Origin of the sequence: Mesorhizobium sp. M0184 (assembly GCF_040322215.1) — a bacterium.
Taxonomy (GTDB): domain Bacteria; phylum Pseudomonadota; class Alphaproteobacteria; order Rhizobiales; family Rhizobiaceae; genus Mesorhizobium.
Window position 1 is genome coordinate 123,855 of the sequence record NZ_JAMYSZ010000013.1, and the last position, 25,262, is coordinate 149,116.

Genomic DNA, 25,262 nt, shown 5'->3' on the forward strand with positions numbered 1-25,262 from the left:
GGCGTATCACAGCGCTGAATTATTCGGCGGCTTGAAGTTGCGGCCGCAGCGGCGCCGTCGAGAGGCGGTCGAGCAGACGCTGGCGTTCGCCGGCGGCTTTTTCGGCACTGGCCTGCTTGACGTGGCCAAAGCCGCGGATGAGCGCCGGTACCGAAACAAGCGCGGCAGCAACCTCGATCTTGCCCGGCGCCAGCGCGCCGGCGACAAGCTCCAGGTCGGCTTCATAGAGGGCAAGAAGCTGCCGCTCCATACGCCTCTCGGCGCTGTAGCCGAACAGGTCGAAAGCGGTGCCGCGCAGGCCCTTCATCGCCGCCAGCAGGCGGAACCCGTTCATCATCCACGGGCCAAAGCTCGATTTCTTCGGCTTCCCGTCACTGCCGCGCCTGCCCATGATCGGCGGTGCGAGATGGAATTCAAGCTTGCCGTAGCTCTGGAACTGCTTTGCGAGCTCTGCGGCAAAGGAGCCGTCCGTATAAAGCCGCGCCACCTCGTATTCGTCCTTGATCGCCATCAGCTTGAACAGGTTCTTTGCGGCAGCCTCGGTCACCACGGTCGAACCGGGCACAGCATTGGTTTCGGCCTTGCGCAGCGCCGCCAGTCTGTCGGCATAGCGCTTGCCATAGGCGGCGTTCTGATAGGCGGTCAGGAAGGCGACGCGGCGAGCAATTATATCGTCCAGCGTCTCGGCAATGGCGGCATGCTGCGTGGCCTTGCCCGGCTGGGCGAGAAGGCTGCGCACGAAATCCGGCTGGTGGGCGGCGCGGCGGCCCCAGCGAAATGCCGCGATATTCATCGCTACCGCCTCGCCGTTGAGCTCGATCGCCTTCTCGACCGCCTCCGCCGACAGCGGCAAGCCGCCGTGCTGGAAGGCGAAGCCGAGCATGAACATGTTGGCGCCAAGCGAGCTGCCGAACAGCGCAGTGGCGGTGCGGGTAGCGTCGAAGAAATGCGTCCTGTCGTCGCCCGCGGCCGTTCTTATCGCTTTCTTCAGCCGCTCGACGGGCAGCGAGAAATCGGCCGATCGGGCGAACTCGCCCGGCATGATCTCGGCAGTGTTGGCGAGGAAGATGGTATGGCCTTCGCGCACCGCGGCCAACACCTTCTTGGCACCCGAAACGACGAGATCGCAGCCGAGCACGAGATCGGCCTTGCCGGCCGATACCCGAATGGCGTGGATGTCGTCCGGCGTGCTGGCGATGCGGACATGGGTGAACACCGAGCCGCCCTTCTGGGCGAGGCCGGCCATGTCGATCATGCCGCAGCCCTTGCCTTCCAGGTGCGCGGCCATGCCGAGCACCGCGCCTATTGTGACGACGCCGGTGCCGCCGACACCGTCGATGATCGCCGCCCAGCCTTGTTCACCGAGCGTAAATTGCGCCGGCGCCGGCACCCCCGCGAGCGGGTCGGCCGCGCCGGCTATGCCTTCGGCTTTCCTGATTTTGGCGCCGTGGACAGTGACGAAGGAGGGGCAGAAACCGTTGACGCAAGAGAAGTCCTTGTTGCAGCTCGACTGGTCGATCTTGCGCTTGCGGCCGAATTCGGTCTCGACCGGCTGGATCGAGACGCAATTCGACTGCACGCCGCAATCGCCGCAGCCTTCGCAGACCAGCTCGTTGATGAAGATACGCTTGTCGGGATCGGGGAAGGTGCCGCGCTTGCGGCGGCGACGCTTCTCGGCGGCGCAGGTCTGGTCGTAGAGCAGCACCGAGACGCCTTTGACCGAACGCAACTCGCGCTGGACGAGATCGAGGTCGTCGCGGTGATGGATGGTGGCGCCGGCGGGAAATTCCACCTTGCCGGTATATTTGTCCGGCTCGTCGGTGACGATGGCGATGCGCTCCACGCCCTCGGCGCGCACCTGCCTTGCGATCATGTCAACCGTCAGGCCGCCCTCGTGCGGCTGCCCGCCCGTCATCGCAACGGCGTCATTGTAGAGGATCTTGTAGGTGATGTTGGCGTCGGTCGACAGCGCGAAGCGGATCGCCAGCACACCCGAGTGGTTGTAAGTGCCATCGCCCAGATTCTGGAAGATGTGCTCGCGCTTCGAGAACGGCGCCTGGCCGACCCACTGCGCGCCCTCGCCGCCCATGGCGGTGAAGCCGACGGTGTTGCGGTCCATCCACAGCGCCATGAAATGACAGCCGATTCCGGCGGCGGCGAGCGAGCCGTCCGGCACCTTGGTCGAGGAATTGTGTGGGCAGCCGGAGCAGAAGAAGGGCGTGCGCGAGGCGATGTCTGACGTGTCGGCCAGCATCGCCTGGAACTGGCGCAACTTCGCCACCCGCGCGGCGATTTCTTCCGACGGGCCGATCGTTCGCAAAATCCTCTCGCCGAGCGCGATGGCAATATCGTTGGGGTCGAGCGCGCCCTTGGCCGGGAACAGCCAGTCGCCGCGCTCGTCCTTCTTGCCGACGATGAGCGGCTGCGTCGCGGTGCCGTAAAGGTTCTCGCGCAGTTGCACCTCGATCAGCGAGCGTTTCTCCTCGACGACGACGATGGTATCGAGGCCGCGAGCAAAGTCGGCGATGTGTTGCAGGTCGAGCGGCCACGGGCAGCCGACCTTGAACAGCCTGATACCGATGCGACTGGCGGCCGCTTCGTCGACGCCGATATCCTCCAGCGCCTGGCGAACATCGAGATAACTCTTGCCGATGGTGACGATGCCAAGCTTGGCGCTGGTGCCGCCCGAATAGACGATCCGATTCAGCCCATTGGCGTGGATGAACGCTGAAGCGGCGGCGCGCTTGTATTCATGCAGCCGCTCCTCCTGGCCGAGCATGTCGATCTCGTTACGGATGTTGAGGCCGCCGGGCGGCATGTCGAAGTCCGGGATGACGATATCTAGCCGGTCGAGCGCGGCATCGACCGAGGCTGTCGATTCGATGTTGTCCTTGACGCATTTGATCGCCGCCCAGGTGCCGGCAAAACGCGACATGGCAAAGCCGTAGAGGCCGTAGTCGATGATCTCCTGGACGCCGGCCGGATTAAGGATCGGCACCATGGTGTCGACGAACAGGAACTCGGTGGCATGCGCGTTGGTCGAGGATTCGGCCATGTGGTCGTCACCCATCAGGGCCAGCACGCCGCCATGTTTCGACGACCCGGCGAGATTGGCGTGGCGGAACACGTCGCCGGAGCGGTCGACGCCCGGACCCTTGCCGTACCAGACCGAAAAAACGCCGTCATGGGTACCCTCGCCCAGCAATTCGGCCTGCTGCGAGCCCCAGCAGGCGGTGGCGGCGAGCTCCTCGTTGAGACCGGGCTGGAAGACGATGTCCGACTGCGCGAGCTGGTTCCTGGCCTTCCACAGCTGCATGTCGAGGCCGCCGAGCGGCGAGCCGCGATAGCCGGAGACGAAACCGGCGGTGTTCAGGCCAGCCCGGCGGTCGCGCTCGCGCTGCATCAGAAGCATGCGGATGACTGCCTGGGCACCCGACAGGAAGATGCGCTCCTTTGCCAGGTCGAACTTGTCGTCGAGCGCGACATTGTGCAGCGTCATCAGGCATTTCCTGTGCGGAGGCCGCGCCTGGAGGTGCGCGGCCAACGTCGGAGTCGAGTGCCCACAGTCTTTCTTCCCTTGCCGGGGAGGTCAAACAAAATCGAAGGTGCCAGGCGGTCCGCAACAAACGATCCGTGCGCGGCCGTGTGGCGCCACGAAACGCCTGTCGGGGAGGATGGCCGAGCATGAAAAATTCCGGCGGCGGTCAGCGCCGTTGGTGATGCATCATGCAGCCTTTGGGCAACTGGGCTTCGGTTCACCGGGCAGCTTGCCGTCGACATGGCCGGCCAAGTCCTTGTTGAGCTCGTAGACTGGCCCGACCACCAGAGGCCGGTCGGGCAGGACCGACTGGTCGAGCGAGGACGTCAGAGTGGTCGCGAAACTCTGCAGCAACTTGCCGCTGGAATCCTCGATGCGGATCGACACCGCATAGGGCTTGTCCTTGACAACGCAGGTAAGCGGCGGGCTGGTGAGCGTCACATGCGGCAGCTTCGGCCATATTTTCTGGGTGACGATGATCGGATCACCACCGGCCGGGTTCTGGAAGGAGACCACAGCGACCTGCCCCTCACCCACCGGCCGCAGCGGATTGAGGGTGATGACATAGGTGGCGATACCCAGCCGGTAGTTGAACTCGAACAGCTTGCCGGAAATGGCGAACAGCTGGTCCTTGCCGGAATCACGGCAGGCGCCGAGCGCGGCCGCCGCGAACAACGCCGCGACGACAATCATCGCGCGTGAGAATCTTCTAGACATTGGTGACCTCCCTGGCCGCGGTCCGGCGGCGATAGTGTCGGTTTGCCTTCTGGCGGTTGCCGCACACCGCCATGTCGCACCAGAGGCGGCTGGAATTGCGGCTTTTGTCGACAAACAGCCAGCTGCAGTTCGGACATATCCGCAGCCTGGCGATGGTGTCGCTACGCAGCAGCGACAGCGCCGAGACCGCAAGCGCGGCCTCGAAGGCAATCGGCGTCGCCGGATCACCGAACGGTTTTCCAGGCGTGCCGATTTCGGTGCGGCTATGAGCGAGGCCATCGGCGCAGGCTTCCAAGAATTTCGGCATATCGCCGGTCGCGATCGCACCTTTCGATACCGCGCCGCGAAACAGCCGATCGGTCGTCTCGCGGATCGACAGCACCACCGGTGCGATCTTTTCAGGCGCCGGCGCTACGAGCCGCCTGCCGCCGAGCTCGGCGGCGCGAAAGGCACTCGCCGCTTCGGCAAAGCGGGCGATCTCGGCCGGATCGTCGAAACGGTCGAAAGTTTTCTCCGGATCGTTCCGCAAAACGACGGTGTTCGCCGTATCGAGCGCCAGCATGCCACCGGTAAAGCGGTGCGGAGTCCAGGATACTGTCATATGGCGAATCTAACTGATAACTCGCGTTTGACAAGTTAGATTTCGGGTGCAACGCTCGTCACTGAGGCGATCGCCGTACTGAGAATATCGTTCGTCCCAAACCTCTGCCCCGATTGCGGGGCATGCATAGAGGGTCTTGCATGCTCTATTTCTTCCAGCAGGTTCTGAACGGGCTGCATTCGGGCGCGCTCTACGCATTGCTTGCCTTCGGCTACGTGCTGACCAACGGCATCCTGCACCGTACCAATCTTGCCTATGGCGCGCTGTTCGCCTTTTGCGGGCATACGATGATCCTCACCGCGGCGTTCGGCTATCAGGCGCTGTGGCTGACGCTGTTTGCATCGGTCGCGCTCGGCGTAGCTGCGGCGTTCCTTTATGCGGCGCTGCTCAGCCATGTCCTGTCGCGAAGTATCTTCGTACCGCTGGCCGACCGCTCGCCCAACGCCATCGTGGTGACGACGCTCGGCATATTGCTGGTCTTGTCGGAAGCCAGCCGCATCGCCGCCGATACCCATGACCTATGGTTGCCGCCAATGCTGGCCCAGACCATCGTCTTCGCGCAGAATGCCAGCTTCAAGGCGACGTTGACGCTGATCCAATTGCTCGATTGCGCCGCCGTACTGGCGGCCATAGCGCTGGCTGCTTGGGGCTTCGCATATTCGAGCTTCGGCCGGAGCTGGCGCGCCGTATCCGACGATCCCAGGGCGGCTGCGATGTGCGGCGTCGATGTCCGTGCGGTGTTTCGGCGTGCGGTGCTTTTCGGCGGCCTTTGTGCGGCACTGGCCGGCGTGCTCGCCGCCTTCTACTACGGTAACATCAGCTTCGGCACAGGGTTGGTCTACGGGTTGAAAATCCTGTTCGTGACCGCAGTGGGCGGCTATCTTTCGCCTTTGCGGGCGGCACTGGGCGCCGCCGCTTTCGGCATGGCCGAATCGCTATGGGCCGGCTATTTTCCGCTCGAATGGCGGGACGGCTGGATGTACCTGTTCCTCGTCGCCATGCTTGTGCTGATCGGCGCCGGCCGCGACCAACAGAAGATCGCCTGAGCCGCACCCGACTTTGCTTGGGTGAAAGCGCCGCATGTCCTTGGACATGCAAAGGACGCGGCAGCATTTTGCCGCCCGTCATCTCACAACTGTGTTTATGCGGGCTGTCCCGTGTTGACCCGCCGGACCACGCACTGCATACCGTTGGTCCACAGCGACGCGACGGACAGGGAACCGCCGCGCTCTGACACAAGGGAGGAATGCATGGCAGGGCTTCTCGCTCTTTCCAGAACCATTGACCGTTTGAACGAATTCATCGGCAAATGGGTTTCGTGGCTGATCCTGCTGGCGATCCTGGTAAGCGCCGCCAACGCCGTCATCCGCAAGGTGTTCGACATGTCCTCGAACGCCTGGCTGGAATTGCAATGGTATCTGTTCGGCGCCGCCTTCATGCTGGCCGCCGCCTACACGCTGAAGCAGAACGACCATATCCGCATCGATATCGTCTACGGCATGTTCTCGCGCCGCGTGCAGCACTGGATCGACCTTTTCGGTCACGTCTTCTTCCTGATGCCGTTCGTGACGTTGATGGTGGTCTATTTCGTTCCCTATGTGTCGCTGTCGTATCGCAGCGGGGAGATGTCGAACAATTCCGGCGGGCTGATCATCTGGCCGGCGAAGGCGATCCTGCTGGTCGGCTTTTTTCTGCTCGCGCTGCAGGGCATTTCCGAAATCATCAAGAAAATCGCCATCATACGCGGCCAGATGGACGATCCCACTCCGTTCATATCGGTGCATGAGCAGGCCGAACTCGAAGCCAATGCGCTCGCCGAAGAGGTGCGCTCGTGATCGAGTTCATCGCCCAGAACATGGCGCCGATCATGTTCGCCTCGCTGGTCGTCTTCCTGCTGATCGGCTACCCCGTCGCCTTCTCGCTCGCCGCCAACGGCCTGATGTTCTTCTTCATCGGCGTGCTTCTGTCGCCCTATTCGGGCGGTTCGATCAATCTCGCCTGGCCGTTGCTGCACGCGTTGCCGGATAATTTCTATGGCAGCCGGGTGATGTCGAACGACACGCTGCTGGCGATCCCGTTCTTCACCTTCATGGGCATCGTGCTCGAACGATCCGGCATGGCCGAAGACCTGCTCGACACGATCGGCCAGTTGTTCGGACCGGTCCGTGGTGGCCTCGCCTATGCCGTGATTTTCGTCGGCGCGCTGCTCGCCGCGACGACCGGCGTGGTGGCGGCCTCCGTCATTGCCATGGGTCTGATTTCGCTGCCGATCATGCTGCGCTACGGCTACGACCGGCGGCTGGCATCCGGCGTCATTGCCGCGTCCGGGACGCTCGCCCAGATCATCCCGCCGTCACTGGTGCTGATCGTCCTGGCCGACCAGCTCGGCCGCTCGGTCGGCGATATGTATAAGGGAGCGCTGATCCCCGGGCTCATTTTGACCGGCATCTACATGCTCTACATCCTGCTCATGTCGATCTTTCGGCCGAAGTCGATGCCGGCACTGCCGCTTGAGGCCCGCACGCTTGGCCACGGCGTGCTGTCGCTGCTGGCGGCGCTGCTGGCGGCGGTGGTGGTTTCCTATGCGGCGTATCGCTACCTTGCGCCGAACCATGGCGGCAACGCCGATATCCTCGGCGCCACCATCGGCGTCATCTTCATCTATGTCGTGGCGATCGTCGACCAGCGCCTGAAGATCAACCTGATGTCCAGACTGGCACAGCAGGTGATCATCGTGCTGATCCCGCCGCTGGCGCTGATCTTCCTGGTGTTGGGCACCATCTTCCTTGGCATCGCCACGCCGACGGAAGGCGGCGCCATGGGCGCCGTCGGCGCGCTGGCAATGGCGGCGGTGAAGGGGCGGCTGTCGCTCGACGTGGTCAAGCAGGCGCTGGCCTCGACGACCAGGCTGTCGTCCTTCGTTCTGTTCATCCTGATCGGCGCGCGGGTGTTCTCGCTGACCTTCTACGGCGTCAATGGCCACATCTGGGTCGAGCACCTGTTGACGTCGCTGCCGGGCGGTGAAGTCGGTTTCCTGATTGGCGTCAACATCCTCGTCTTCGTGCTCGCCTTCTTCCTCGACTTTTTCGAGCTTGCCTTCATCATCGTGCCGCTTTTGGCGCCAGCGGCTGACAAACTCGGCATCGACCTGATCTGGTTTGGCGTGCTTTTGGGCGTCAACATGCAGACCTCCTTCATGCATCCGCCCTTCGGCTTCGCGCTGTTTTATCTGCGCTCGGTCGCCGCGCGCGTGCCCTATCTCGACCGACTCACCGGCAAGCAGATCGCGCCGGTCACCACAGGGCAGATCTATTGGGGCGCAGTGCCCTTCGTCTGCATCCAGGTGATCATGATCGGCCTGACCATCGCCTTCCCGCAGATGGTGATGCACTACAAAGGCACTGTCGTCGATCCTGGCACCATCAACTACCAGGTGCCGGAAACGCCTGGCATCGGCTTGTCGCCGCTTGGCACGCCGCCGGCCAACGGCGGCACTGCCCCGGCCTCACGTTCCACACCGGATTTGTCGCAGCCGCCGAGCTTCGACGAAAAGCCGCCCGCGAAACCGGCGGCGCCGGCAATTGATCTGTCGCAACCACCGAGTTTCAACTGAGGAAGGCCCGGCAGCCATGAAGGCGGTTCGGTTGGAGCGAGTGGGCAGCCTCGCGGTGTGCGAGGTCGAGAAACCGACCGCCGGGCCGAACGATCTGCTGGTGCGCATCGAGGCGTGCGGCGTCTGCGGCACCGACAGGCATCTTTTCCATGGTGAATTCCCGTGCACGCCGCCGGTGACGCTCGGGCATGAATTCTCCGGCATCGTCGAGGCGGTCGGACCTGCCGTATCCGGCTTTTCGGTCGGCGACCGCGTCACCGGCGATCCCAACATTGCCTGTGGCCGATGCGAGCATTGTCAGGCCGGCCGGGTCAATCTCTGCGGCAATCTACGCGCCATCGGCATCCATCGCGATGGCGGCTTTGCCGAATATCTTGTCCTGCCGCAGAAACAGGCCTTCGTCTTGCCAGGCGATCTGAAGCCTACGCATGGTGCTTTCTGCGAGCCGCTCGGCTGCTGTCTGCATGGAGTGGACCTTGCCGCGATCAAACCAGGCTCGTCGGTCGCGGTGCTCGGCGGCGGCGTGATCGGCCTGCTCACCGTTCAGCTGGCAAAGCTCGCCGGTGCGACGACCATTATCTTGTCGACCCGTCAGGCCTCGCGGCGGGCTCTTGCCGAGCAATTTGGCGCAACGGCGACGCTCGATCCCAGCGCCTTCGATGTCACCGATGCGATCGTCGGCCCGTCGGGTTTCATGCCGGGCGGCGTCGACGTGGTGTTCGAATGCGCCGGCGTGAAAGACACTGTTGAGCAGGCGATGCGGCTGGCCAAAGCGGGCGGCACCGTCGTCGTCGTCGGAGTGATGCCGCAAGGCATGAAAGTGGCGTTCGAACCGTTCGATCTGCTGTTCCGTGAGTTGAAGGTCCTGGGTTCCTTCCTCAACCCCTTTACCCATCGCCGGGCCGCCGATCTTATCGCCTCGGGGGCGATCGAAGTAGATCGGCTGATATCACGACAAGTCAGCCTCGACGAGGCGGTGGCGATCATTGCCAACCCGCCGGCGCCAGGTGAGGTCAAAGTCCTGGCAGTGCCTCAGAGCTGATCCATCGGGCCAGTTGCCACCGGCAGGCTTCGCGGTTCTGCGTCGCATCGATGGCTTCATCCTCAATCTGATAAAGCCGGGCTGATGAAGCCGGGGAAAGGCGACCCCGCCACCTATGCCGACGCCGGCTTACAACCGGGTGAGGTCCAGCAACTGATGCGTGGCCGCATCAAGTCGACAGTGTTCTATTGCCATGCTCCGGGCGGGAATACCGGTGGAAGTCAGTGCGTCCGAGGCTGACAGGAAGGAACACGGGGCGTGCTCAGGGTCCTTTGACAAGAACCACGTCTTCCTGGAGCGGAATGCATTCAAATAAAACCGGGCATCCGCTTTGTTTTAGCCCATTTCTGCGACGCCGAGTGGAGCCACTCGGCGTCGCAGAATGTTCTAGAGCTTGCTGTTGCGCTGCTGGACCATCATGAAGGTGTCATAGTTGTACTCGGCCACCTGCGCCCAGAGATAATGCTCCTTGCGGAACGCCTTGATCGAATCCCAGATCTTCTTGAACGGCGCGTTCGAGGCTTCCATCTCGGCATAGACTTCGTTGGCCTTTTCGAAACAGGCGGCCATGATCTCCTGGCTGAACGGGCTCAACTTGGCACCGCCGGCAACCAGCCGCTTAACCGCCGCCGGATTGAGATAGTCGTATTTCTGCAGCATGTTGGCGTCGGCCGCTTGAGCGGCAGTATGCACCAGCGACTTGTAAGCCGGCGAAAGTTCGTCGTATTTCGCCTTGTTGAACATCAGATGGACAGTCGGTCCACCTTCCCACCAGCCGGGATAGTAGTAATAGGGCGCAACCTTGTAGAAGCCGAGCTTCTCGTCGTCATAGGGGCCGACCCATTCGGCGGCATCGATCGTGCCTTTTTCCAGCGCCGGATAAATGTCGCCACCGGCGATCTGCTGAGGAACCACGCCGAGCCTTTGCACCACTTTGCCGGCAAAACCACCGATACGCATCTTGAGGCCGGAAAGGTCGGCGACCGTTTTGATCTCCTTGCGGAACCAGCCGCCCATCTGCACGCCGGTATTGCCGCCCGGCAGCCCAAACAGACCCTGCGTCGCCAGGAACTCGTTGAACAGATCGATGCCGCCGCCATGATAGTGCCAGGCGTTTATGCCGCGCGCGTTGAGCGAAAACGGAACCGCCGCTCCCAGCGCCCAGGTCGGGTCCTTGCCCCAGTAATAGTATGCCACGGTGTGGCAGGCCTCGACGGTGCCGGCAGTGGTGGCATCGGCGGCCTGCAGGCCGGGAACGAGTTCGCCGGCGGCGAAGACCTGGACCTGGAAGTTGCCGTCGGTCGCCTCCGACAGCATCTTGGAAAACACTTCGGCGCCGCCATAGATCGTATCGAGCGACTTCGGGAAGGACGACGCCAGCCGCCAGGTCACTTTCGGATTGGACTGGGCGATGGCCGGCGCGGCAAGTGTCGCGGCAGCGGCCGCGGCGCCAACGCCGGCGGTGCCGGCTTTGCGGATGAACGAACGACGATCCATGAAGTTCCTCCCTTTTGGATCCACTGACCGACATTCGGGACACTTCGGCGCCCGGATCGGCTTCGAGCCGACAATACACAGGCAAGGAGTCGAGTCCAGCACGGCAGCCCGGTTTGAGCGGCGCATTTCGGGGAAATTCACGGCGTTGGGGCAGATCTTGCAACTATAGTCTAAGGTCGATTAACTGGCCTACGCGACACGCCGAAACTTGCCATGGAAATGCGCCTTCGGATCGCCTATTTTGCAGGCAGATAATTCGTTGCACCCGATGGGATCCGGACCAAATGCACCAGCCGCTCGTCGCCGTATCGACCGATGTCCGCCAGTTCGACAATTACACCTGGCATGCCGCGCCACAGCAATATCTCGAAGCGGCGCTTTCGGGTGCAGGCGTGTTCCCGCTGCTGGTACCGTCCTTCGGCGACCGGCTCGACTTCGACGAACTGCTTTCCGCCGTCGACGGCGTCATGGTCACCGGTTCGAAGTCCAACGTTCATCCCTCGCTCTATGCCGGTGACGCCAGTGAAGCCAATGGTCCCTACGACCCCGCCCGCGACGCGACGACGTTGCCGCTGATCCGCCGGGCGGTGGAGCGCGGGGTGCCATTGCTCGCCATCTGCCGCGGCATCCAGGAGATGAATGTGGCGCTGGGTGGCACGCTGGCCACCGAAATCCAGGAACGCGCCGGTTCGCTCGATCATCGTGCGCCGGCAAGCGACAATCAGGACGAACGCTTCGCCATCCGCCAGAGCGTGGCGATAAAACCCGGCAGCTGCTTGGCCGGGGTCTTCGGCGCCGGCGACATCATGGTCAATTCGGTGCATCGCCAGGCCATCGGCCGACTTGGCCCAAAGCTGCAGGTCGAAGCGGTCGCCGCCGACGGCACCGTCGAGGCGGTTTCGGTGCGCGATGCACGGGCTTTCGCCGTCGGCGTCCAGTGGCATCCCGAATACTGGGTCAAATCGGACAGTATCTCGGTAAAGATATTTCGCGCCTTCGGCGATGCTGTACGTCTGCATCAGGCGGCGAAATCGGGTGCGCGCGCAGCCGCGGAATAGTCCTGCCGCGCTCGCTAGTTGCCGGCCGACGCCAGCGTCAGCAGCGGCAGCGCCGGCGCGTAGGATTCGTAACCATCGCCGTCGGCGACTGAGAACATGACGATCGGATCGGTGCCGTTGGCGCTGAGGGTGACCGTGCCGTCATCCTGCTCTCGCCAGAACTTCGCCTGCTCCACGCCGGGCAACACCCGGCGGCAATTTGCTGCGACCGTCAACAGCGACAGGCCTTGCGAAATCTCGGCGCCGCGGCTGACCGCACAAGACCCCTCGTCGCCATGGGCTACCAGCCTGTAGTTGCCGGATGAAGGCGGTGACTCACTGGCCGCACGGCTTTCACCGCTACCGGCGTAAAACAGTTGGGCGCTGCCGAACAGTACAGCGACAGCCATCAATGCAGGAAGCGTCTTCATCCTGGTTCTCCGCGCATTTCAAGCGCGCCGGTTCGAAGAGATCAGGGAGGCGCGCTTCCTCTTGCTGTCATGTCCTGTCAGGCGGACAGACACTGCGAAGGGACCAGAATGATTCCGAAGGGTTAAGCTGAAGTTAATAGATATGGCAGCCCGCTTACGGCCTTGCCTTGACATTTGCCGTCTCCGGCACCGGCGTCAGCGCCTTGCGCTGCGAAAACCACGAGACCAGATTTTCGACGCACAGGTCCGCCATGGCGCGGCGGGTGTGCTGCGAGGCCGAGCCGACATGTGGCAAAAGCGAGGTGTTGGGCGCGGCAAGCAACGCCGCTGGCACATTCGGCTCGTCGGCAAAGACGTCTAGCCCGGCAGCGGCGATGCTGCCGCTGGCAAGTGCGGCGGCAAGGGCTGGTTCGTCGACCGTGCTGCCCCGGCCGATGTTGACAAAGACGCCGTTCCGCCCAAGAGCCGAGAGAATTTCGGCATTGACGGCCTTTTCCGTCGAAGCCCCGCCGGGCGCCACCGAGATCAGTGTGTCGACCGCCTCGGCGAGACCTTTCAGCGTCGGGTGATAGTCATAGGACAGGCCTTCGACGCGGCGCCGGTTGTGATAGGCAATGGGCAGCCCAAAAGCGTCGAGCCTGCGGGCAATGGCGAGGCCGATGCGGCCCATGCCAAAGATACCGACTTGGCGCCCGCGCAAGGTCAGCCGGCTCAGCGGATAGTTGCCGTTGCGCAGCCAGCTTCCGTCGCGTAGCCAGGCCTCGGCGCGCGGCAGTTCGCGGATGGTATTGATCAACAGGCCGAGCGCCGTATCGGCGACCTCTTCGGTCAGCACATCCGGTGTGTTGGTGACCATGATGCCGCGCCGTGCGGCGTGGCGGACATCGACCGAATCATAGCCGACGCCGAAATTGGCGATAATCTCGAGCTTTGGCAGCGCGTCCATCAACGCGGCGCTTATGCCGCCAAAGGCGGCTATGCCGCGCACCGTAAGGCGCATCTCGTCGGTGACCAGCGACGGATCGGCGCGTTCGATCCGGACGCGGCTGAACACCCCGTCGATGCGGCCGACCGCATGATCGTTGAACTGGCCCGGCACCAGAATGGCGACAGCTTGCTGTTTGGTTTTTGTCATGCACGTTCCACCGGTTTGCCGGTCGACTGGCGCACATGCAGTTCCGGCTTGATCAGTTCCTGCGACGGCCGCACCGTCTGTCCGTTGAGTTTGTCGAGCAGCGCGCTGGCGGCGCGGCGGCCAACCTCGCGCTGGCCGTTCCAGACGGTGGTTAGCGCAGGCGTCGCGATCGCCGCCTCCTCGAGGTCGTCATAGCCGGTAACAGAGATGTCGATGCCCGGCACCAGCCCGGCGCGCGCAATGCCGTTCATCAGGCCGATGGCGACGAGGTCGTTCCAGCAGCAGGCCGCGGTCGGCCTGTCCTTCAGCGCCAGGAACTGCCCGGCGGCCTCGAAGCCGGCCTGCTTGGTGCGTGGGCCGGCGATGCGCCAGGACGGCCTGACCTCAAGCCCTGCCGCCTCCATGGCGTTGACATATCCCTGATAGCGGTCGCGGCCGGTCGAGGTCTGGTCGGTACCGCCGATCATTGCGATGCGCTTGTGGCCAAGCGAGATCAGATGATTGGTAGCAAGCCCGGTGCCATAGGCATCGTCGCCGCGAAACACCGGCACGTCGGCACCTTCGACGGTGCGTGCAATCAGCACTGCCGGGAGACCGTTCTCCTCGGCCATGATTATGTCTTCGGGCGGTGTGCCGATGGCCGGCGACATGATGACGCCGTCAGCGCCGAGCTGCAGAAGCGTGTCGATGAAGGTGCGTTGTTTCTCGAGTTGGTCGTAGTGGTTCGACAGGATGAAGGTTTGCCGGCTGCGGTCGAGTTCGCTCTCGATCGAACGCAATATCTCGGCAAAGAACGGGTTCATGATGTCGTGGACGACGACGCCGACTATGCCTGAGCGCGAGGTGCGCAGGCTGGCGGCGCGGCGGTTGTAGATATAGCCGATGGCGCGGGCATGTTCCTTGATGCGGTCGCGGGTGCCGCCGGCGACCAGCGGGCTGTCGCGCAAGGCCAGCGAGACCGTGGCCGTGGACACGCCGAGCGCATCCGCGATGGTGGAAAGCTTGATCTTCTGTGCCAGCGCCCTGCGCTCCCGAAGCAATTTAAACTGTTTAAAGGCCGGCTCTTATGCCATCGATCCCGCGCAAATCAAAGTTTTTTTGCCAGCGCTTCCGCCTCCGCGTCCAGCGTCGCGCGGTTGCGCACACGAAGCCGGTGCTCGCGGTGGACGATGTAGAGGCCGCTGGCGACGATGACTGTCGCACCGGCCAGCGTCCAGCGGTCGGGAAACTGGTTGAAGACGATCAGGCCGGAGATGATCATCCAGATCATCTGCGAATAGGGATAGGGGGCCAGGGCCGTGGTGGTGGCAAGGCGATAGGCCTGCACAAGAAGCCAATGGCCGATGGCGCCGAAGACGCCCAGCATCAGCAATATGAACCAGTGCCAGCCATCCTGCGGCAACGAAAGCGAAAACGGCAGTGTCGGCAGCAGCAGCACGGCCGGCGCCAGCGCCGAAAACAGGATGAGGCTTTCCGAGGTTTCCGTCGCCGACATGCGGCGCGTCATGATGACGTAGAAACTGTTCGATAGCATCGAGCCGAGCGCAAAGAGATGGCCGACGCCAAAAACCCCGATGCCCGGCCGGGTGATGATGAGGACGCCGACAAAGCCGCTCATGATCGCCAGCCAACGCCGCCAGCCGGCCCATTCCCCTAGCAACGGACCGGCAAGCGCGGTGATCACCATCGGGCCGAAGAAGTAGATCGAGGTGGTTTCCGCCAGCTGCAGCGTCCGCAGCGCGAGAATGTTGCATATCGTCGATCCGAACAGGAGCAGACCGCGCGTGAGATGCGCCGGCAGGTTGGCGGGACGAAAGCGCAGCGGCTCACGCCATCCGTGCAGAAAGACGCCGACGATCAGCACATGGACCGCGAAGCGGGTCCAGGCGACGATCAGCGCCGAGACGCCGGCCAGCACAAGGTACTTGCTGCTGGTGTCGAGGAAGGTGAAAAACACATAGACGGAAAGCATGCACAGGATCGCCGCCGGCGATGTCGCGCTTTCGTCTTGTCTTGGGGGAGCATTCAATTTCAGGCCGGACGGGAAGCAAGGCGGTCCCTCACCAATGCGGCAATTGTCGCCTGCGGGCAAGCCAAAACAGTCTGGCACAACGACAGCCGCCGACAGGCTCAGTTTGTTTCCCAGTGGCCGACCTAGTGGCCGACGACTCAGGCGTGCATGCGGGCGCCCTTGGTGATCTTGTCGACGAGCTTCTTTTCGGCGCGAAGCGCGATGCCGACCACCTTGGCATCCTCCGGCGCAAATTCGGCAAAGACGGCGCGGTTGGCCAGATCATACCCGGTCGAAAACATATCCTCGACATAGAGCGAAACCGTCACACCACGCTCCAGCGCCCGCCGCTGGATCGCGCCGAGCGTCTGGCCGTCCGCCGAAAGCACGATGACCGGCTGGATCGACAGCGGGTTGTAGATATTGCCGGCGCGATCACGGTAGGGGTGGCCGATAATGTCGGGAAATTGCGCGACGATGCCGCTGGTCAGAAAGGCGGTGACATTGAGCTTTTGCCAGACGGGAAGATCATCCTTGAGCACGATTGCAAATTTCGTATCGAACATGCGACAGTTTCCAATCCGAAAAGGGGGCCAATCCGAGGCTGCGAGTGAAGCGATGGCGCACGATCTAGACCGGGAAGCCTTTCAGGGTCTTGGACGTTTGTGCGTGGATGCAGCCGAGAACTGCATCGTACCGGCACCCGGTGCTGCCGGGATGGAACGCATCGAGGCCCGGTTCCACGGCAATGCCTTCGATCTCCATCGCCACGACACCTATGCGATCGGGGTGACGCTTTATGGCGTGCAGCGCTTCCGCTATCGCGGCCAAACGCATCAGAGCCTGCCTGGCCAGATCATTATCCTTCATCCCGACGAACTGCACGATGGCGGTGCCGGCACCGAAGACGGCTTGCGATACAGAATGCTCTATTTGGAGCCGTCCCTGATGCTCGATTGTCTCGGCGGCGGATCACTACCATTCGTCGGGAATGCCGTGGTGACAGACCGCGATCTCCGGGCGACGCTGCTTTCGGCGCTCGGGCCGTTGAATCAGGAACTGGACGAGCTGTTTGTCGTCGATTTCATGACGCAGCTTATGCAAAGCTTGGCCCGGCACGCCGGTCAGCCGACGAAACCGGTAGCGAAAACTGCGTGGCGCGCCGCCAGCCTGGCGCGCGACTATCTGGAGGAAAATGTCGCGCGGATCGTACGTTCGGATGAATTGGAGGCGATAACCGGATTGGACCGTTATGCCCTGTCGCGGCATTTCCGCGCCACCTTCTCCACCAGCCCGCACCGGTTCCTGTTGATGCGCCGGCTTCAACGAGCCCGTCGGATGATCGAAGCCGACGAGCCACTGGCGCAAATCGCCATCGCAGCCGGCTTCAGTGACCAAAGCCATTTCAATCGGCATTTCAAAAAGGCGTTCGGCGTCACACCGGGACGCTGGTCGGCACTGACGCGACGGCCGTCAGCGGCGAATGCGTGACCTTATTCAAGCATCTTGTCCTCGATATCCAGTTCGTCATCTGGGAGCACCATTTCGCCGTTCGACAGGTTCGCCTCGACGCGGGCAAGCAGCTTGAACAGCGCTTTCTGATCCTTCTTGTCGAGACCCTTCAATGCCTGCTTTTCGGTCTTCTTCACCGACTTCTCGATGGCGTGGATGATTTCGCGGCCGGTGTCGGTGAGGAAAATATGCGCCTGGCGGGCATCGGCGGACGAGGCCCGCTTCTCCAGAAAGCCCTGCGCCTGCAGCCGGTTGATGGTCTTGGTGATGGTCGGCGGACGCACGCCGAGGCGGCCGGCAAGGTTGCCGGGCGTCTGCCCGTCCTCGCGGTCGAGCGCCAGCATGATCTGGTCCTGGCCGGCATAGAAACCATGCGCCAGAAGCCGGGCGGCGAGCGCCGTGCGCGCCAGCCGCGCCGCCGAATGCAGCCGGCTCATTGTTGCAGTCTTGTCCGCCTTGGCCATGCTCATCCCTCCTCGGCCGAACCGGAGCGGACAGCATAGAAGCAGGCCGCCGATTGGCAATGACGATCGAAAACATTCCGGCTCGGAAAATAGCTTTGCCGGCAAGCTTCGCGGTGTTCGCCGTGGCTAATGCCAGATGTTTATTTCAGTTAGATGACAAACGACTTTCCGCAATGGCTGGATGGGGACGTGACGAGGTGTTCTCAACCGGCTTTCACCGCGACCACCATCAACGCCTGATAGGCGTCCGCCATTTCCCGCAGCGCTGCCTGCGACAGCGGCCCGGCCTGCCGCGCAATGCCGTCCCGCGCGTTCGATGTATCGCGTTTGCCGGGGCGATCTTTATAAGGCGCGACGGTGGCGAATATCTGCTCGCTGAGGCTGTCGGGGAAGAACATCTGGCCGGTCATCACCGAGCGGTCGTCGGGGAAGATCTTGAAATGGATGTGGGTGGTGCGGCCGCGATACCAGCCGGGATAGATGGTGGCGAAAGAAGCGATGCCGCTTTCATCGGTTCTCTGCCAGCCGCGGAGAAAGCTCTGGCCGGACGTGTCGATATCCTGCCCGTCGCCCTGTCCGGGATAGCCGGAATAGCTGCCTTGGGCGTCGCAATGCCAGATATCGACGCGTGCGCCGGGAAGCGGCGGCAGGCGGCGTCGACGATTTGCAGCCGCACATTGAGGCCGATGCCCTTCTTGCCCTCGGTGATATCGGCGCGTTCGAGCTTCGGGTCGAAATAGAACGGCCCTTCGGTGACCTCGGGCGTGATGGCGCAGACGCCGGCACCGGCTTCGAACAAAGCAAGCCCGGCATAGGGCGAAACCTGCCCGGCCCTTGCACCGGCGGGCAGGAATATGCCGCCAGCGGTAACCGCAACGAGACCGAGCGCCTGCCGACGGCTTAGTGGCAACGACTTGTCGGACATCTGGCGCCTCTTCAACGCGAACAGCTCCGCAAATGACCCCGCCTATCTAGGGCCCGCTGTCAGGCGGCGCCAATGAAAGTTCGGTAATGTGAGGAAAGTTCGGCAATACCAGCCCCTCTTTGGCCCACCGGTTTGCCTCGTGCAAAAACCGAGCACACATCCTATATGGAGCCGACAATCCCTATTCGAGGCACAATATGAGCGACGCACAGACGCAGATCCCCGTAACCGTCCTCACCGGCTATCTCGGCGCCGGCAAGACGACACTGCTCAACCGCATCCTTTCGGAAAACCATGGCAAGCGCTACGCCGTCATCGTCAATGAATTCGGCGAGATCGGCATCGACAACGAGCTGATCGTGGAATCCGACGAGGAAATCTACGAGATGAACAATGGCTGCGTCTGCTGCACCGTGCGCGGCGACCTGATCCGCGTCGTCGAAGGCCTGATGCGCAGGCCTGGCCGCTTCGACGCCATCCTCGTCGAGACCACTGGCCTCGCCGATCCCGTGCCGGTGGCGCAGACCTTCTTCATGGACGACGACGTGCGTTCCAAGACCAAGCTCGATGCGGTGGTGGCGCTGGTCGACGCCAAGCACCTGCCGCTGCGTCTGAAGGATTCCCGAGAGGCCGAGGACCAGATCGCCTTTGCCGATGTCGTCGTACTCAACAAGACCGATCTGGTCACCCCCGAAGAGCTGAGCAAGGTGGAGGCGACGATCCGCGCCATCAACCCGGCGGCACGAATCCATCGCACCACACGCGCCAGCGTGGCGCTGTCCGAGGTGCTCGATCGCGGTGCGTTCGACCTGTCCCGGGCGCTGGAGAACGATCCGCACTTCCTCGAGGCGCATGACGATCACGACCATCACGATCATGATCATGACCACCATCACCATGATCACGACGGCCATGATCACCACGATCATGACGGGCATCATCATGCGCACCCTTCCGACATCCATGACGTGACTGTGCAGTCGGTGTCGCTGCGCGGCGGCGAGATGGACCCGAAAAAGTTCTTCCCGTGGATCGAGAAGATCACCCAGATGGAAGGCCCGAACATCCTGCGGCTGAAAGGGATCATTGCGCTGAAAGGCGATGACGAGCGCTATGTCATCCAGGGTGTGCACATGATCATCGAGGGCGACCACCAGCGCGCCTGGAAGGACGACGAGAAGCACGAGAGCCGGCTGGTGTTCATCGGCCGCGAACTCGACGCCGAGCGACTGAAGACAAGCTTCGAGGCCTGCCAGGCCGCTTGATTTCCGGACTTTATAGCGCTAGCGCTGCCCCTTCTCTCCTTCTCCCCTTGTGGGAGAAGGTGGCCGAGCGAAAGCTCGGTCGGATGAGGGGTGTTCCAGCTTGGCAAGGACGGCACTCCGTCCAGCACCCCTCTTCCGTCTTGGCGCTGCGCGCCAATCCACCTTCTCCCACAAGGGGAGAAGGCGGAGCCTCGCCGACAGCTCGGCAGGGTTAGATGACAAGCAGAAATCTCGAACGGAATGATCTCTCATGCCGACAGTCGCCCCGCTCGATCTCGAAGGCCACTGCCTCGCCGCCGTGTTTCTCGGCGACGTGCCGCATTTTGCGCTGGCCGACGGCACAATCCATCGGCTCGACCACGGCCACAAGGCGGTGCAGGCCAATGACGGAATGCTCGCCGCCTTCCATGATGCGGCAAACGACCGACTGATCACCGGTGGTGAGGACGGCAGGATCTTTGCCGTGACCCCAGGCGGCAATACAACGGAATTGGCGACCGCAGGCAAAAAATGGATAACCAGCGTCGCCGCCGGGCCGCAAGGCGCTGTTGCCTATGCTTCGGGCAAGATTGCCTATGTGCGCTTTGCCGACGGCAAGACCAGGGAATTCTCGCATCCGCGCTCGGTCGAGGGGCTTGCCTTCTCGCCCAAGGGCATGCGCTTCGGCGTTGCCCGCTACAATGGCGCGACGCTGCACTTCCCGGCTGCCGACGGCAAGCCGGTCGAGCTCGAATGGGCCGGCGCCCACACCGGCATCGCTTTCTCGCCGGACGGAGGCTTCGTCGTCACCACAATGCAGGAAAACGCGCTGCATGGCTGGAAGCTCGCCGACGGCAAGCACATGCGCATGTCCGGCTACCCCGGCAAGGTGAAAAGCCTGTCGTGGAGCGCCAAGGGCAAATGGCTGGCGAGTTCCGGCGCGCCGGCGGCGATCGTCTGGCCGTTTTCCGGCAAAGACGGGCCGATGGGCAAGGCGCCGCTGGAACTCGGCGCGCGCGGCAGCTCCATGGTGACCACGGTCGCCTGCCACCCGAGCCAGGACGTCGTTGCTATCGGCTATGATGACGGGATGGTGATGGCGGTGCGCTTCGCCGACGCCAAGGAAGTGCTGTTGCGCCGGCCGGGCAAGGGCGCCGTCACTTCGATGATGTGGGACAAGGAAGAGCGCCGCGTCGCCTTTGGCAGCGCTGCGGGCGACTGCGGCGTCATCGATATTTCGGCGTAGCCTGTTACTTACTCGGCTCCGCAAGATACTTTGCCGGTCAATTCAGCCTGCTTGCCGTCCTTTTCGGCATCGGCCGTTACATCATAGATTGAGAGCAAATAGCGACCGTCATAGACGCCTTCCTCGCTGGCCTTGGTCAGGATCGCCAGTTCGACATAGCCGTAGGCGTTTTCGACCTGCCGTTCGTGGTAGACGAGCAGCCGCAATTCCTTGTTGTCGAGCCAATATTGCGTGAGGTTCTGATCCTCGAACAATGTCTCGCGCAGACTGTCGCCAGCCGGCCTGCCCAGAATCTCGAGCTCGCCGCTAAAATTGAAGGTCGGCCCGCCCATGCCTCTGGTGATCCCGGCACCGACCTGAAATTTGACGGCTGCATCCTCGGCGGAACACCAGATGCCGCCGGACGCCAGAGCCGCACCAACCGACGACAGCAGCGTTGCTGCGCAGACGATCGCCCGCACCATCTTATGCCCTCCAGCCGAAGTACCATTGGCGCCCGAAGGCGGCTCGCGGTCAAGCGCCTGTTTTCATTCAAATGACCGCTGACCCAACACAGGGCAGCCGCCCGGCCAATTGCGGTGGCGGATGCCGATTGTCTAAAGTGCGACTGAGAGGGCCGCCATGAACGTCATGAACCATTCAAAGACTTGCATCGGCGGCATCGGCCCGGCCCGGATCGTCGAGTTGCGCGCGACCGAGGCAGAAGTCTTCCGCCGGGCGCGGCCAAAATCGATGGCGAAAATCGGCAATGGCCTGCCCGGCTTCTTCGGCGGCGTGCCGATGCATTGGATGAACGACTGGCCGACGCCATTCCCGATCCTCGTCGATAGTGCCAGGGGCGCCATCATCAGAGATATCGACGGCAACCGGCTCGACGATTTCTGCCTTGGCGACACCGGTTCGATGTTCGGTCATTCGCCGCCGCCCGTCGCCCGCGCCATCCGCCGGCAGGCCGGACGCGGCCTGACCTACATGCTGCCTGCCGAGAACGCGCTCGCCATCGGGCCGTTGCTGCAGCAGCGCTTCGGTTTGCTGTCGTGGCAGATCGCGACGACCGCGACCGATGCCAACCGCTTCGCGCTGCGGGTTGCCCGCGCCGTTACCGGCCGGGAGAAGATCCTGGTCTTCAACGGCTGCTATCATGGCTCGGTCGACGAGACGATGGTGCGGCTGGTCGCCGGGAAAGCGGTGAATCGACCGGGACTGGCCGGCGAGTTCCGCGACCTGACGCGAGCGACTGATGTCGTCGAGTTCAACGATCTGCCGGCGCTCGACGCGGCACTCCGGGGCAACGATGTCGCCTGCGTCATCGCCGAGCCGGTGCTGACCAATTCCTGCATGGTGCTGCCCGAAGCCGGCTTTCATGATGGCTTGCGGCGTCTCACCCGTGCGACCGGCACGCTGCTTCTAATCGACGAGACGCATACAATCTCGACCGGTCCCGGCGGCTATACAAGCAAATACGGGCTGGAGCCGGACCTGTTCGTGCTGGGCAAGCCGATTGCCGGCGGCGTACCGGCGAGCGTCTGGGGCATGAGCGAAGACGTTGCGGCCCGCTATGCCGCTTATATCAGCCGGAAAGAGCCCGGCTACTCCGGCATGGGGACAACGCTGTCGGCCAATCCGCTGCAATTCGCAGCGATGCGCGCCACGCTCGAATACGTCATGACCGACGAGAACTACAGCCATATGGACCATCTGGCGCGGCGGCTCGACGCCGGGCTGACCGCCGTCATCGATCGCTATCGTCTGCCCTGGCATGTTGCTCGCGTCGGTGCCCGTGTCGAGTTCATCTGCGCGCCGGGCCCGCTGAGGAACGGCGGCGAAGCGGAAGCTGCGCACGTGCCGGAGCTCGAGGCGGCAATCCATGTCGCGCTGGTCAATCGCGGCGTGCTGATCGCACCCTTCCACAACATGATGCTGATCTCTCCTGCGACCAGCGCCGCCCAGGTGAACCGGCTGATCACTGCTTTCGGCGCGGTTGCGGCAAAGCTTACGGCGTGAGACAAGCTTGCGGCATGAAACAAGCGCCCAAGCAAAGTTTGAACCTGGTCACGGCATCCCCTTCGGGCTCGACGCCCGCCGAGGCGCAGGCCTTTCTCGACGCTCATCCCGAGATCGAAGCGTTCGACATCGTGCTGACCGACGCCAATGGCGTCGGGCGCGGCAAGATCGTGCGCCGGCATGAGTTGATGAGCATCTTCGAGGGGGGCCGGCACATGCCGATCTCGATCCTCGGCCTCGACATCACCGGCGAGGATGTTCACGAGACCGGGCTGATCTGGACGACGGGCGACGGCGACCTGCGGGCGTGGCCGATCTCCGGCACACTGGTGCCGCTGTTCGGCACCCAGCCGCCGCGCGGCCAGGTGCTGATGGCGATGTACCATCTCGATGGCCAGCCGATGTCGTCCGACCCGCGGCTGGCACTCGCCCGCCAGGTAGACATCCTCGCGGCCAAGGGCCTGCATCCGGCCGGCGCCTTCGAGCTCGAATTCTTCCTGCTCGCCAACGAGCGCGATGCCGAAGGCAAGGTGCAGCCGGCGCACGCGGTGCTTGACGGACGCCGCTCGGCCAAGACGGAGGTCTATTCCGTCGACCATCTGCACGGCATGGAGCCGCTGTTTTCCGACATCTACGCCGCAGCCAAGGTGCAAGGCATCCCGGCCGAGACGGTCATCTCGGAATATGCGCCCGGCCAGTACGAGCTGACGCTCAACTACCGCAAGGATGTGATGCGGGCGGCCGACGATCTCGTGATGCTCAAGCGACTGGTGCGGGCGCAGGCGCGCCGTCATGGTGTCACCGCTTGCTTCATGGCCAAGCCGATCGAGAAATATGCCGGCGCGGGCATGCATTTTCATGTCTCGCTGCTGGACGATGCCGGCAAGAATATCTTTGCCGAAATCGGCGGCGAAAGCTGGTCGCTGCCGCTGCTGCGCGGCCTCGGCGGACTGATCCAGACGATGGCGGAATCGATGCTGGTCTTCGCGCCGCATGCCAATTCATGGCGGCGCTTCGTCTCGCAATCCTATGCGCCGGTGGCGCCGACCTGGGGCGTCAACAACCGTTCGGTGGCACTGCGTGTGCCGGCCGGCGATGCCAAGAACCGCCGCATCGAGCACCGGCCATCGGGCGTCGACGCGAATCCTTATCTGGTGGCAGCAACGGTGCTGGCCGGTGTCGTCAAAGGCCTCGACGAAGGCCTCGATCCCGGTCCCGAAACCACCGGCAATGGCTACGAATCGGCCGTCACGCGCACGACGATGCCGGTCGACTGGCGTGCCGCGATCGAGGCGGCAAGGGCGTCGACCTTCCTCAAGGGCGCATTGGGCGAAGACCTGCACCGGACGTTCGTGGCGATCAAGCAGTCGGAATATCTGCGCGTGGCGCGCACGGTCAGCGAACTGGATTATCACCTCTATCTGCACGAGGTGTAGGGCATCACATCGTCGGCCATCCGCCGGTGAAGGCCCATGCGGAATAATTTCAACGGAACCTTCGGCGGGCTTTGCTCATTGCGTGTCTGATTGCAGGAGCGAGCAAGGCCGCCTTAGTCATGATCGCCAGGATGCAGACAACCCCGACGCCGCACCATGCCAAAGTGCAGGCAAGACGCTTGCCTGCAAGCAAGTCTCCGGAAACGACAGAAATCGACGCCAGGACGATTCCTGAACTGCGCGAAACGGCCAAGATCTGCCGCCGCTGTCCGCTATGGCACGACGCCACGCAGACCGTGTTCGGTGAGGGCCCTGATAAAGCTAAGGTGATCTTCGTCGGCGAACAGCCGGGCGACCAGGAGGACCTGGCGGGCAAGCCCTTCGTCGGTCCGGCGGGCAAGGTGTTCGACGCGATCCTGGACGATGCCGGCGTCGATCGGCTGAAAGTCTACGTCACCAACGCGGTCAAGCATTTCAAGTTCGAGCCGCGCGGCAAGCGGCGCATCCACTCCAAGCCGAACGCCGGCGAGGTGCAGGCTTGCCGCTGGTGGCTCGACAAGGAAATCGATCTGATCAAGCCCAATCTGGCGGTGGCGCTCGGCGCAACGGCGGCGCAGGCGCTGCTTGGCAAGGTGGTGCCGATCATGAAGATGCGCGGGGCCGTCGTGGAGCGCGACGATGGCTTGCGTGTCTTCGTCACCATCCACCCGTCCTTCATCCTGCGCATTCGCGAGCCGGCGGACAAGCAGGCAGAACGCGACCGGTTCCTGCAGGATATAAGAGCGGTGAAAAAGCTGATGGCCGCCTGA

Annotated in this window: 23 protein-coding genes and 1 pseudogene; 11 read left to right on the top strand and 13 right to left on the bottom strand. The window is 63.1% G+C overall.

Annotated elements, in window-relative coordinates:
- Positions 1-19 precede the first annotated feature (19 nt).
- From NKJ23_RS17875 to NKJ23_RS17885, 3 genes are all read right to left on the bottom strand, one after another.
- Positions 20-3,499, bottom strand: coding sequence for an indolepyruvate ferredoxin oxidoreductase family protein (locus tag NKJ23_RS17875; RefSeq protein ID WP_352681444.1), 3,480 nt, complete (start codon positions 3,497-3,499; stop codon positions 20-22).
- A gap of 225 nt (positions 3,500-3,724) precedes the next feature.
- Positions 3,725-4,255 (bottom strand): hypothetical protein, encoded by a 531-nt coding sequence (locus NKJ23_RS17880; protein WP_352452209.1) that lies wholly within the window; start codon positions 4,253-4,255, stop codon positions 3,725-3,727.
- Entirely contained in the window at positions 4,248-4,856 is a 609-nt protein-coding gene (locus NKJ23_RS17885) for a CGNR zinc finger domain-containing protein (protein WP_352469881.1), read from the bottom strand. Before NKJ23_RS17885 ends, NKJ23_RS17880 begins: the two co-directional genes overlap by 8 nt.
- Before the next feature lie 140 nt (positions 4,857-4,996).
- On the opposite strand from NKJ23_RS17885, the gene NKJ23_RS17890 reads away from it, so the two are divergent.
- From NKJ23_RS17890 to NKJ23_RS17905, 4 genes are all read left to right on the top strand, one after another.
- A complete protein-coding gene (locus NKJ23_RS17890) occupies positions 4,997-5,902 on the top strand; it encodes a branched-chain amino acid ABC transporter permease (protein WP_352681446.1) in 906 nt (301 codons plus the stop codon).
- A 204-nt stretch (positions 5,903-6,106) separates the two neighbouring features.
- Positions 6,107-6,691 (top strand): TRAP transporter small permease subunit, encoded by a 585-nt coding sequence (locus NKJ23_RS17895; protein ID WP_352681448.1) that lies wholly within the window; start codon positions 6,107-6,109, stop codon positions 6,689-6,691.
- On the top strand, positions 6,691-8,469 hold the full coding sequence (locus tag NKJ23_RS17900) for a TRAP transporter large permease (RefSeq protein WP_352681510.1): 1,779 nt from the start codon (positions 6,691-6,693) through the stop codon (positions 8,467-8,469). Before NKJ23_RS17895 ends, NKJ23_RS17900 begins: the two co-directional genes overlap by 1 nt.
- A 16-nt stretch (positions 8,470-8,485) precedes the next feature.
- Positions 8,486-9,511 carry a zinc-dependent alcohol dehydrogenase family protein gene (locus tag NKJ23_RS17905; protein WP_352681450.1) on the top strand — a complete coding sequence of 342 codons (1,026 nt, stop codon included), beginning with the start codon at positions 8,486-8,488 and terminating at the stop codon, positions 9,509-9,511.
- Between the two features lie 387 nt (positions 9,512-9,898).
- Here the strand turns inward: NKJ23_RS17905 and NKJ23_RS17910 are convergent, their stop codons facing one another.
- Positions 9,899-11,008, bottom strand: coding sequence for a TRAP transporter substrate-binding protein (locus NKJ23_RS17910; protein ID WP_352492671.1), 1,110 nt, complete (start codon positions 11,006-11,008; stop codon positions 9,899-9,901).
- Positions 11,009-11,292: 284 nt separating this feature from the next.
- Here NKJ23_RS17910 and NKJ23_RS17915 point away from each other — a divergent pair, with 284 nt between their 5' ends.
- The gene (locus tag NKJ23_RS17915; protein WP_352681452.1) at positions 11,293-12,066 is read left to right on the top strand and encodes a gamma-glutamyl-gamma-aminobutyrate hydrolase family protein; all 774 of its coding nucleotides are present in this window, start codon (positions 11,293-11,295) and stop codon (positions 12,064-12,066) included.
- Positions 12,067-12,080: 14 nt separating this feature from the next.
- Here the strand turns inward: NKJ23_RS17915 and NKJ23_RS17920 are convergent, their stop codons facing one another.
- From NKJ23_RS17920 to NKJ23_RS17940, 5 genes are all read right to left on the bottom strand, one after another.
- Positions 12,081-12,476, bottom strand: a complete 396-nt coding sequence (locus NKJ23_RS17920; protein ID WP_031211664.1) for a hypothetical protein — start codon at positions 12,474-12,476, stop codon at positions 12,081-12,083.
- 154 nt (positions 12,477-12,630) lie between these two features.
- The gene (locus tag NKJ23_RS17925; RefSeq protein ID WP_023676246.1) at positions 12,631-13,611 is read right to left on the bottom strand and encodes a 2-hydroxyacid dehydrogenase; all 981 of its coding nucleotides are present in this window, start codon (positions 13,609-13,611) and stop codon (positions 12,631-12,633) included.
- Positions 13,608-14,630, bottom strand: coding sequence for a LacI family DNA-binding transcriptional regulator (locus NKJ23_RS17930; RefSeq protein ID WP_023676245.1), 1,023 nt, complete (start codon positions 14,628-14,630; stop codon positions 13,608-13,610). Before NKJ23_RS17930 ends, NKJ23_RS17925 begins: the two co-directional genes overlap by 4 nt.
- A gap of 68 nt (positions 14,631-14,698) precedes the next feature.
- On the bottom strand, positions 14,699-15,583 hold the full coding sequence (locus NKJ23_RS17935) for a DMT family transporter (RefSeq protein WP_036238364.1): 885 nt from the start codon (positions 15,581-15,583) through the stop codon (positions 14,699-14,701).
- Positions 15,584-15,780: 197 nt separating this feature from the next.
- Complete coding sequence (locus tag NKJ23_RS17940; protein WP_352620712.1) at positions 15,781-16,188, bottom strand: DUF2000 family protein; 408 nt, start codon at positions 16,186-16,188, stop codon at positions 15,781-15,783.
- 52 nt (positions 16,189-16,240) lie between these two features.
- Between NKJ23_RS17940 and NKJ23_RS17945 the strand changes: the two genes are divergently transcribed.
- Complete coding sequence (locus NKJ23_RS17945) at positions 16,241-17,113, top strand: AraC family transcriptional regulator (protein ID WP_023676242.1); 873 nt, start codon at positions 16,241-16,243, stop codon at positions 17,111-17,113.
- 2 nt (positions 17,114-17,115) lie between these two features.
- Here the strand turns inward: NKJ23_RS17945 and NKJ23_RS17950 are convergent, their stop codons facing one another.
- The 3 genes and pseudogenes from NKJ23_RS17950 to NKJ23_RS17960 form a co-directional block, all read right to left on the bottom strand.
- Positions 17,116-17,598 carry a MarR family winged helix-turn-helix transcriptional regulator gene (locus NKJ23_RS17950; protein ID WP_254816029.1) on the bottom strand — a complete coding sequence of 161 codons (483 nt, stop codon included), beginning with the start codon at positions 17,596-17,598 and terminating at the stop codon, positions 17,116-17,118.
- A 203-nt stretch (positions 17,599-17,801) separates the two neighbouring features.
- The gene (locus NKJ23_RS17955; protein ID WP_352590981.1) at positions 17,802-18,008 is read right to left on the bottom strand and encodes a peptidase associated/transthyretin-like domain-containing protein; all 207 of its coding nucleotides are present in this window, start codon (positions 18,006-18,008) and stop codon (positions 17,802-17,804) included.
- Between the two features lie 33 nt (positions 18,009-18,041).
- Positions 18,042-18,569: pseudogene (locus NKJ23_RS17960) on the bottom strand (peptidase associated/transthyretin-like domain-containing protein); the annotation flags it as partial.
- 151 nt (positions 18,570-18,720) lie between these two features.
- Between NKJ23_RS17960 and NKJ23_RS17965 the strand changes: the two are divergent.
- Complete coding sequence (locus NKJ23_RS17965) at positions 18,721-19,788, top strand: CobW family GTP-binding protein (protein WP_352681455.1); 1,068 nt, start codon at positions 18,721-18,723, stop codon at positions 19,786-19,788.
- Positions 19,789-20,038: 250 nt separating this feature from the next.
- Positions 20,039-21,013 carry a WD40 repeat domain-containing protein gene (locus tag NKJ23_RS17970; RefSeq protein WP_352620706.1) on the top strand — a complete coding sequence of 325 codons (975 nt, stop codon included), beginning with the start codon at positions 20,039-20,041 and terminating at the stop codon, positions 21,011-21,013.
- 8 nt (positions 21,014-21,021) lie between these two features.
- On the opposite strand, the gene NKJ23_RS17975 is transcribed toward NKJ23_RS17970, so the two are convergent.
- Positions 21,022-21,477 (bottom strand): hypothetical protein, encoded by a 456-nt coding sequence (locus tag NKJ23_RS17975; protein ID WP_352620704.1) that lies wholly within the window; start codon positions 21,475-21,477, stop codon positions 21,022-21,024.
- A 157-nt stretch (positions 21,478-21,634) separates the two neighbouring features.
- Here NKJ23_RS17975 and NKJ23_RS17980 point away from each other — a divergent pair, with 157 nt between their 5' ends.
- The 3 genes from NKJ23_RS17980 to NKJ23_RS17990 all read left to right on the top strand — a co-directional run bounded on the left by NKJ23_RS17980 (position 21,635) and on the right by NKJ23_RS17990 (position 25,262).
- Positions 21,635-23,017, top strand: coding sequence for an aspartate aminotransferase family protein (locus NKJ23_RS17980; protein WP_352681458.1), 1,383 nt, complete (start codon positions 21,635-21,637; stop codon positions 23,015-23,017).
- Between the two features lie 14 nt (positions 23,018-23,031).
- Complete coding sequence (locus NKJ23_RS17985) at positions 23,032-24,453, top strand: glutamine synthetase family protein (RefSeq protein ID WP_352681460.1); 1,422 nt, start codon at positions 23,032-23,034, stop codon at positions 24,451-24,453.
- 86 nt (positions 24,454-24,539) lie between these two features.
- A complete protein-coding gene (locus tag NKJ23_RS17990) occupies positions 24,540-25,262 on the top strand; it encodes a UdgX family uracil-DNA binding protein (RefSeq protein ID WP_352681512.1) in 723 nt (240 codons plus the stop codon).

What these genes read in the sequence shown, in the direction of transcription:
- NKJ23_RS17875 (WP_352681444.1), bottom strand. Translation starts at nt 3,499, where the DNA reads ATGACGCTGCACAATGTCGCGCTCGACGACAAGTTCGACCTGGCAAAG.
- NKJ23_RS17880 (WP_352452209.1), bottom strand. Translation starts at nt 4,255, where the DNA reads ATGTCTAGAAGATTCTCACGCGCGATGATTGTCGTCGCGGCGTTGTTC.
- NKJ23_RS17885 (WP_352469881.1), bottom strand. Translation starts at nt 4,856, where the DNA reads ATGACAGTATCCTGGACTCCGCACCGCTTTACCGGTGGCATGCTGGCG.
- NKJ23_RS17890 (WP_352681446.1), top strand. Translation starts at nt 4,997, where the DNA reads ATGCTCTATTTCTTCCAGCAGGTTCTGAACGGGCTGCATTCGGGCGCG.
- NKJ23_RS17895 (WP_352681448.1), top strand. Translation starts at nt 6,107, where the DNA reads ATGGCAGGGCTTCTCGCTCTTTCCAGAACCATTGACCGTTTGAACGAA.
- NKJ23_RS17905 (WP_352681450.1), top strand. Translation starts at nt 8,486, where the DNA reads ATGAAGGCGGTTCGGTTGGAGCGAGTGGGCAGCCTCGCGGTGTGCGAG.
- NKJ23_RS17910 (WP_352492671.1), bottom strand. Translation starts at nt 11,008, where the DNA reads ATGGATCGTCGTTCGTTCATCCGCAAAGCCGGCACCGCCGGCGTTGGC.
- NKJ23_RS17915 (WP_352681452.1), top strand. Translation starts at nt 11,293, where the DNA reads ATGCACCAGCCGCTCGTCGCCGTATCGACCGATGTCCGCCAGTTCGAC.
- NKJ23_RS17920 (WP_031211664.1), bottom strand. Translation starts at nt 12,476, where the DNA reads ATGAAGACGCTTCCTGCATTGATGGCTGTCGCTGTACTGTTCGGCAGC.
- NKJ23_RS17925 (WP_023676246.1), bottom strand. Translation starts at nt 13,611, where the DNA reads ATGACAAAAACCAAACAGCAAGCTGTCGCCATTCTGGTGCCGGGCCAG.
- NKJ23_RS17935 (WP_036238364.1), bottom strand. Translation starts at nt 15,583, where the DNA reads ATGCTTTCCGTCTATGTGTTTTTCACCTTCCTCGACACCAGCAGCAAG.
- NKJ23_RS17940 (WP_352620712.1), bottom strand. Translation starts at nt 16,188, where the DNA reads ATGTTCGATACGAAATTTGCAATCGTGCTCAAGGATGATCTTCCCGTC.
- NKJ23_RS17945 (WP_023676242.1), top strand. Translation starts at nt 16,241, where the DNA reads ATGGCGCACGATCTAGACCGGGAAGCCTTTCAGGGTCTTGGACGTTTG.
- NKJ23_RS17950 (WP_254816029.1), bottom strand. Translation starts at nt 17,598, where the DNA reads ATGGCCAAGGCGGACAAGACTGCAACAATGAGCCGGCTGCATTCGGCG.
- NKJ23_RS17955 (WP_352590981.1), bottom strand. Translation starts at nt 18,008, where the DNA reads ATGACCGGCCAGATGTTCTTCCCCGACAGCCTCAGCGAGCAGATATTC.
- NKJ23_RS17965 (WP_352681455.1), top strand. Translation starts at nt 18,721, where the DNA reads ATGAGCGACGCACAGACGCAGATCCCCGTAACCGTCCTCACCGGCTAT.
- NKJ23_RS17970 (WP_352620706.1), top strand. Translation starts at nt 20,039, where the DNA reads ATGCCGACAGTCGCCCCGCTCGATCTCGAAGGCCACTGCCTCGCCGCC.
- NKJ23_RS17975 (WP_352620704.1), bottom strand. Translation starts at nt 21,477, where the DNA reads ATGGTGCGGGCGATCGTCTGCGCAGCAACGCTGCTGTCGTCGGTTGGT.
- NKJ23_RS17980 (WP_352681458.1), top strand. Translation starts at nt 21,635, where the DNA reads ATGAACGTCATGAACCATTCAAAGACTTGCATCGGCGGCATCGGCCCG.
- NKJ23_RS17985 (WP_352681460.1), top strand. Translation starts at nt 23,032, where the DNA reads ATGAAACAAGCGCCCAAGCAAAGTTTGAACCTGGTCACGGCATCCCCT.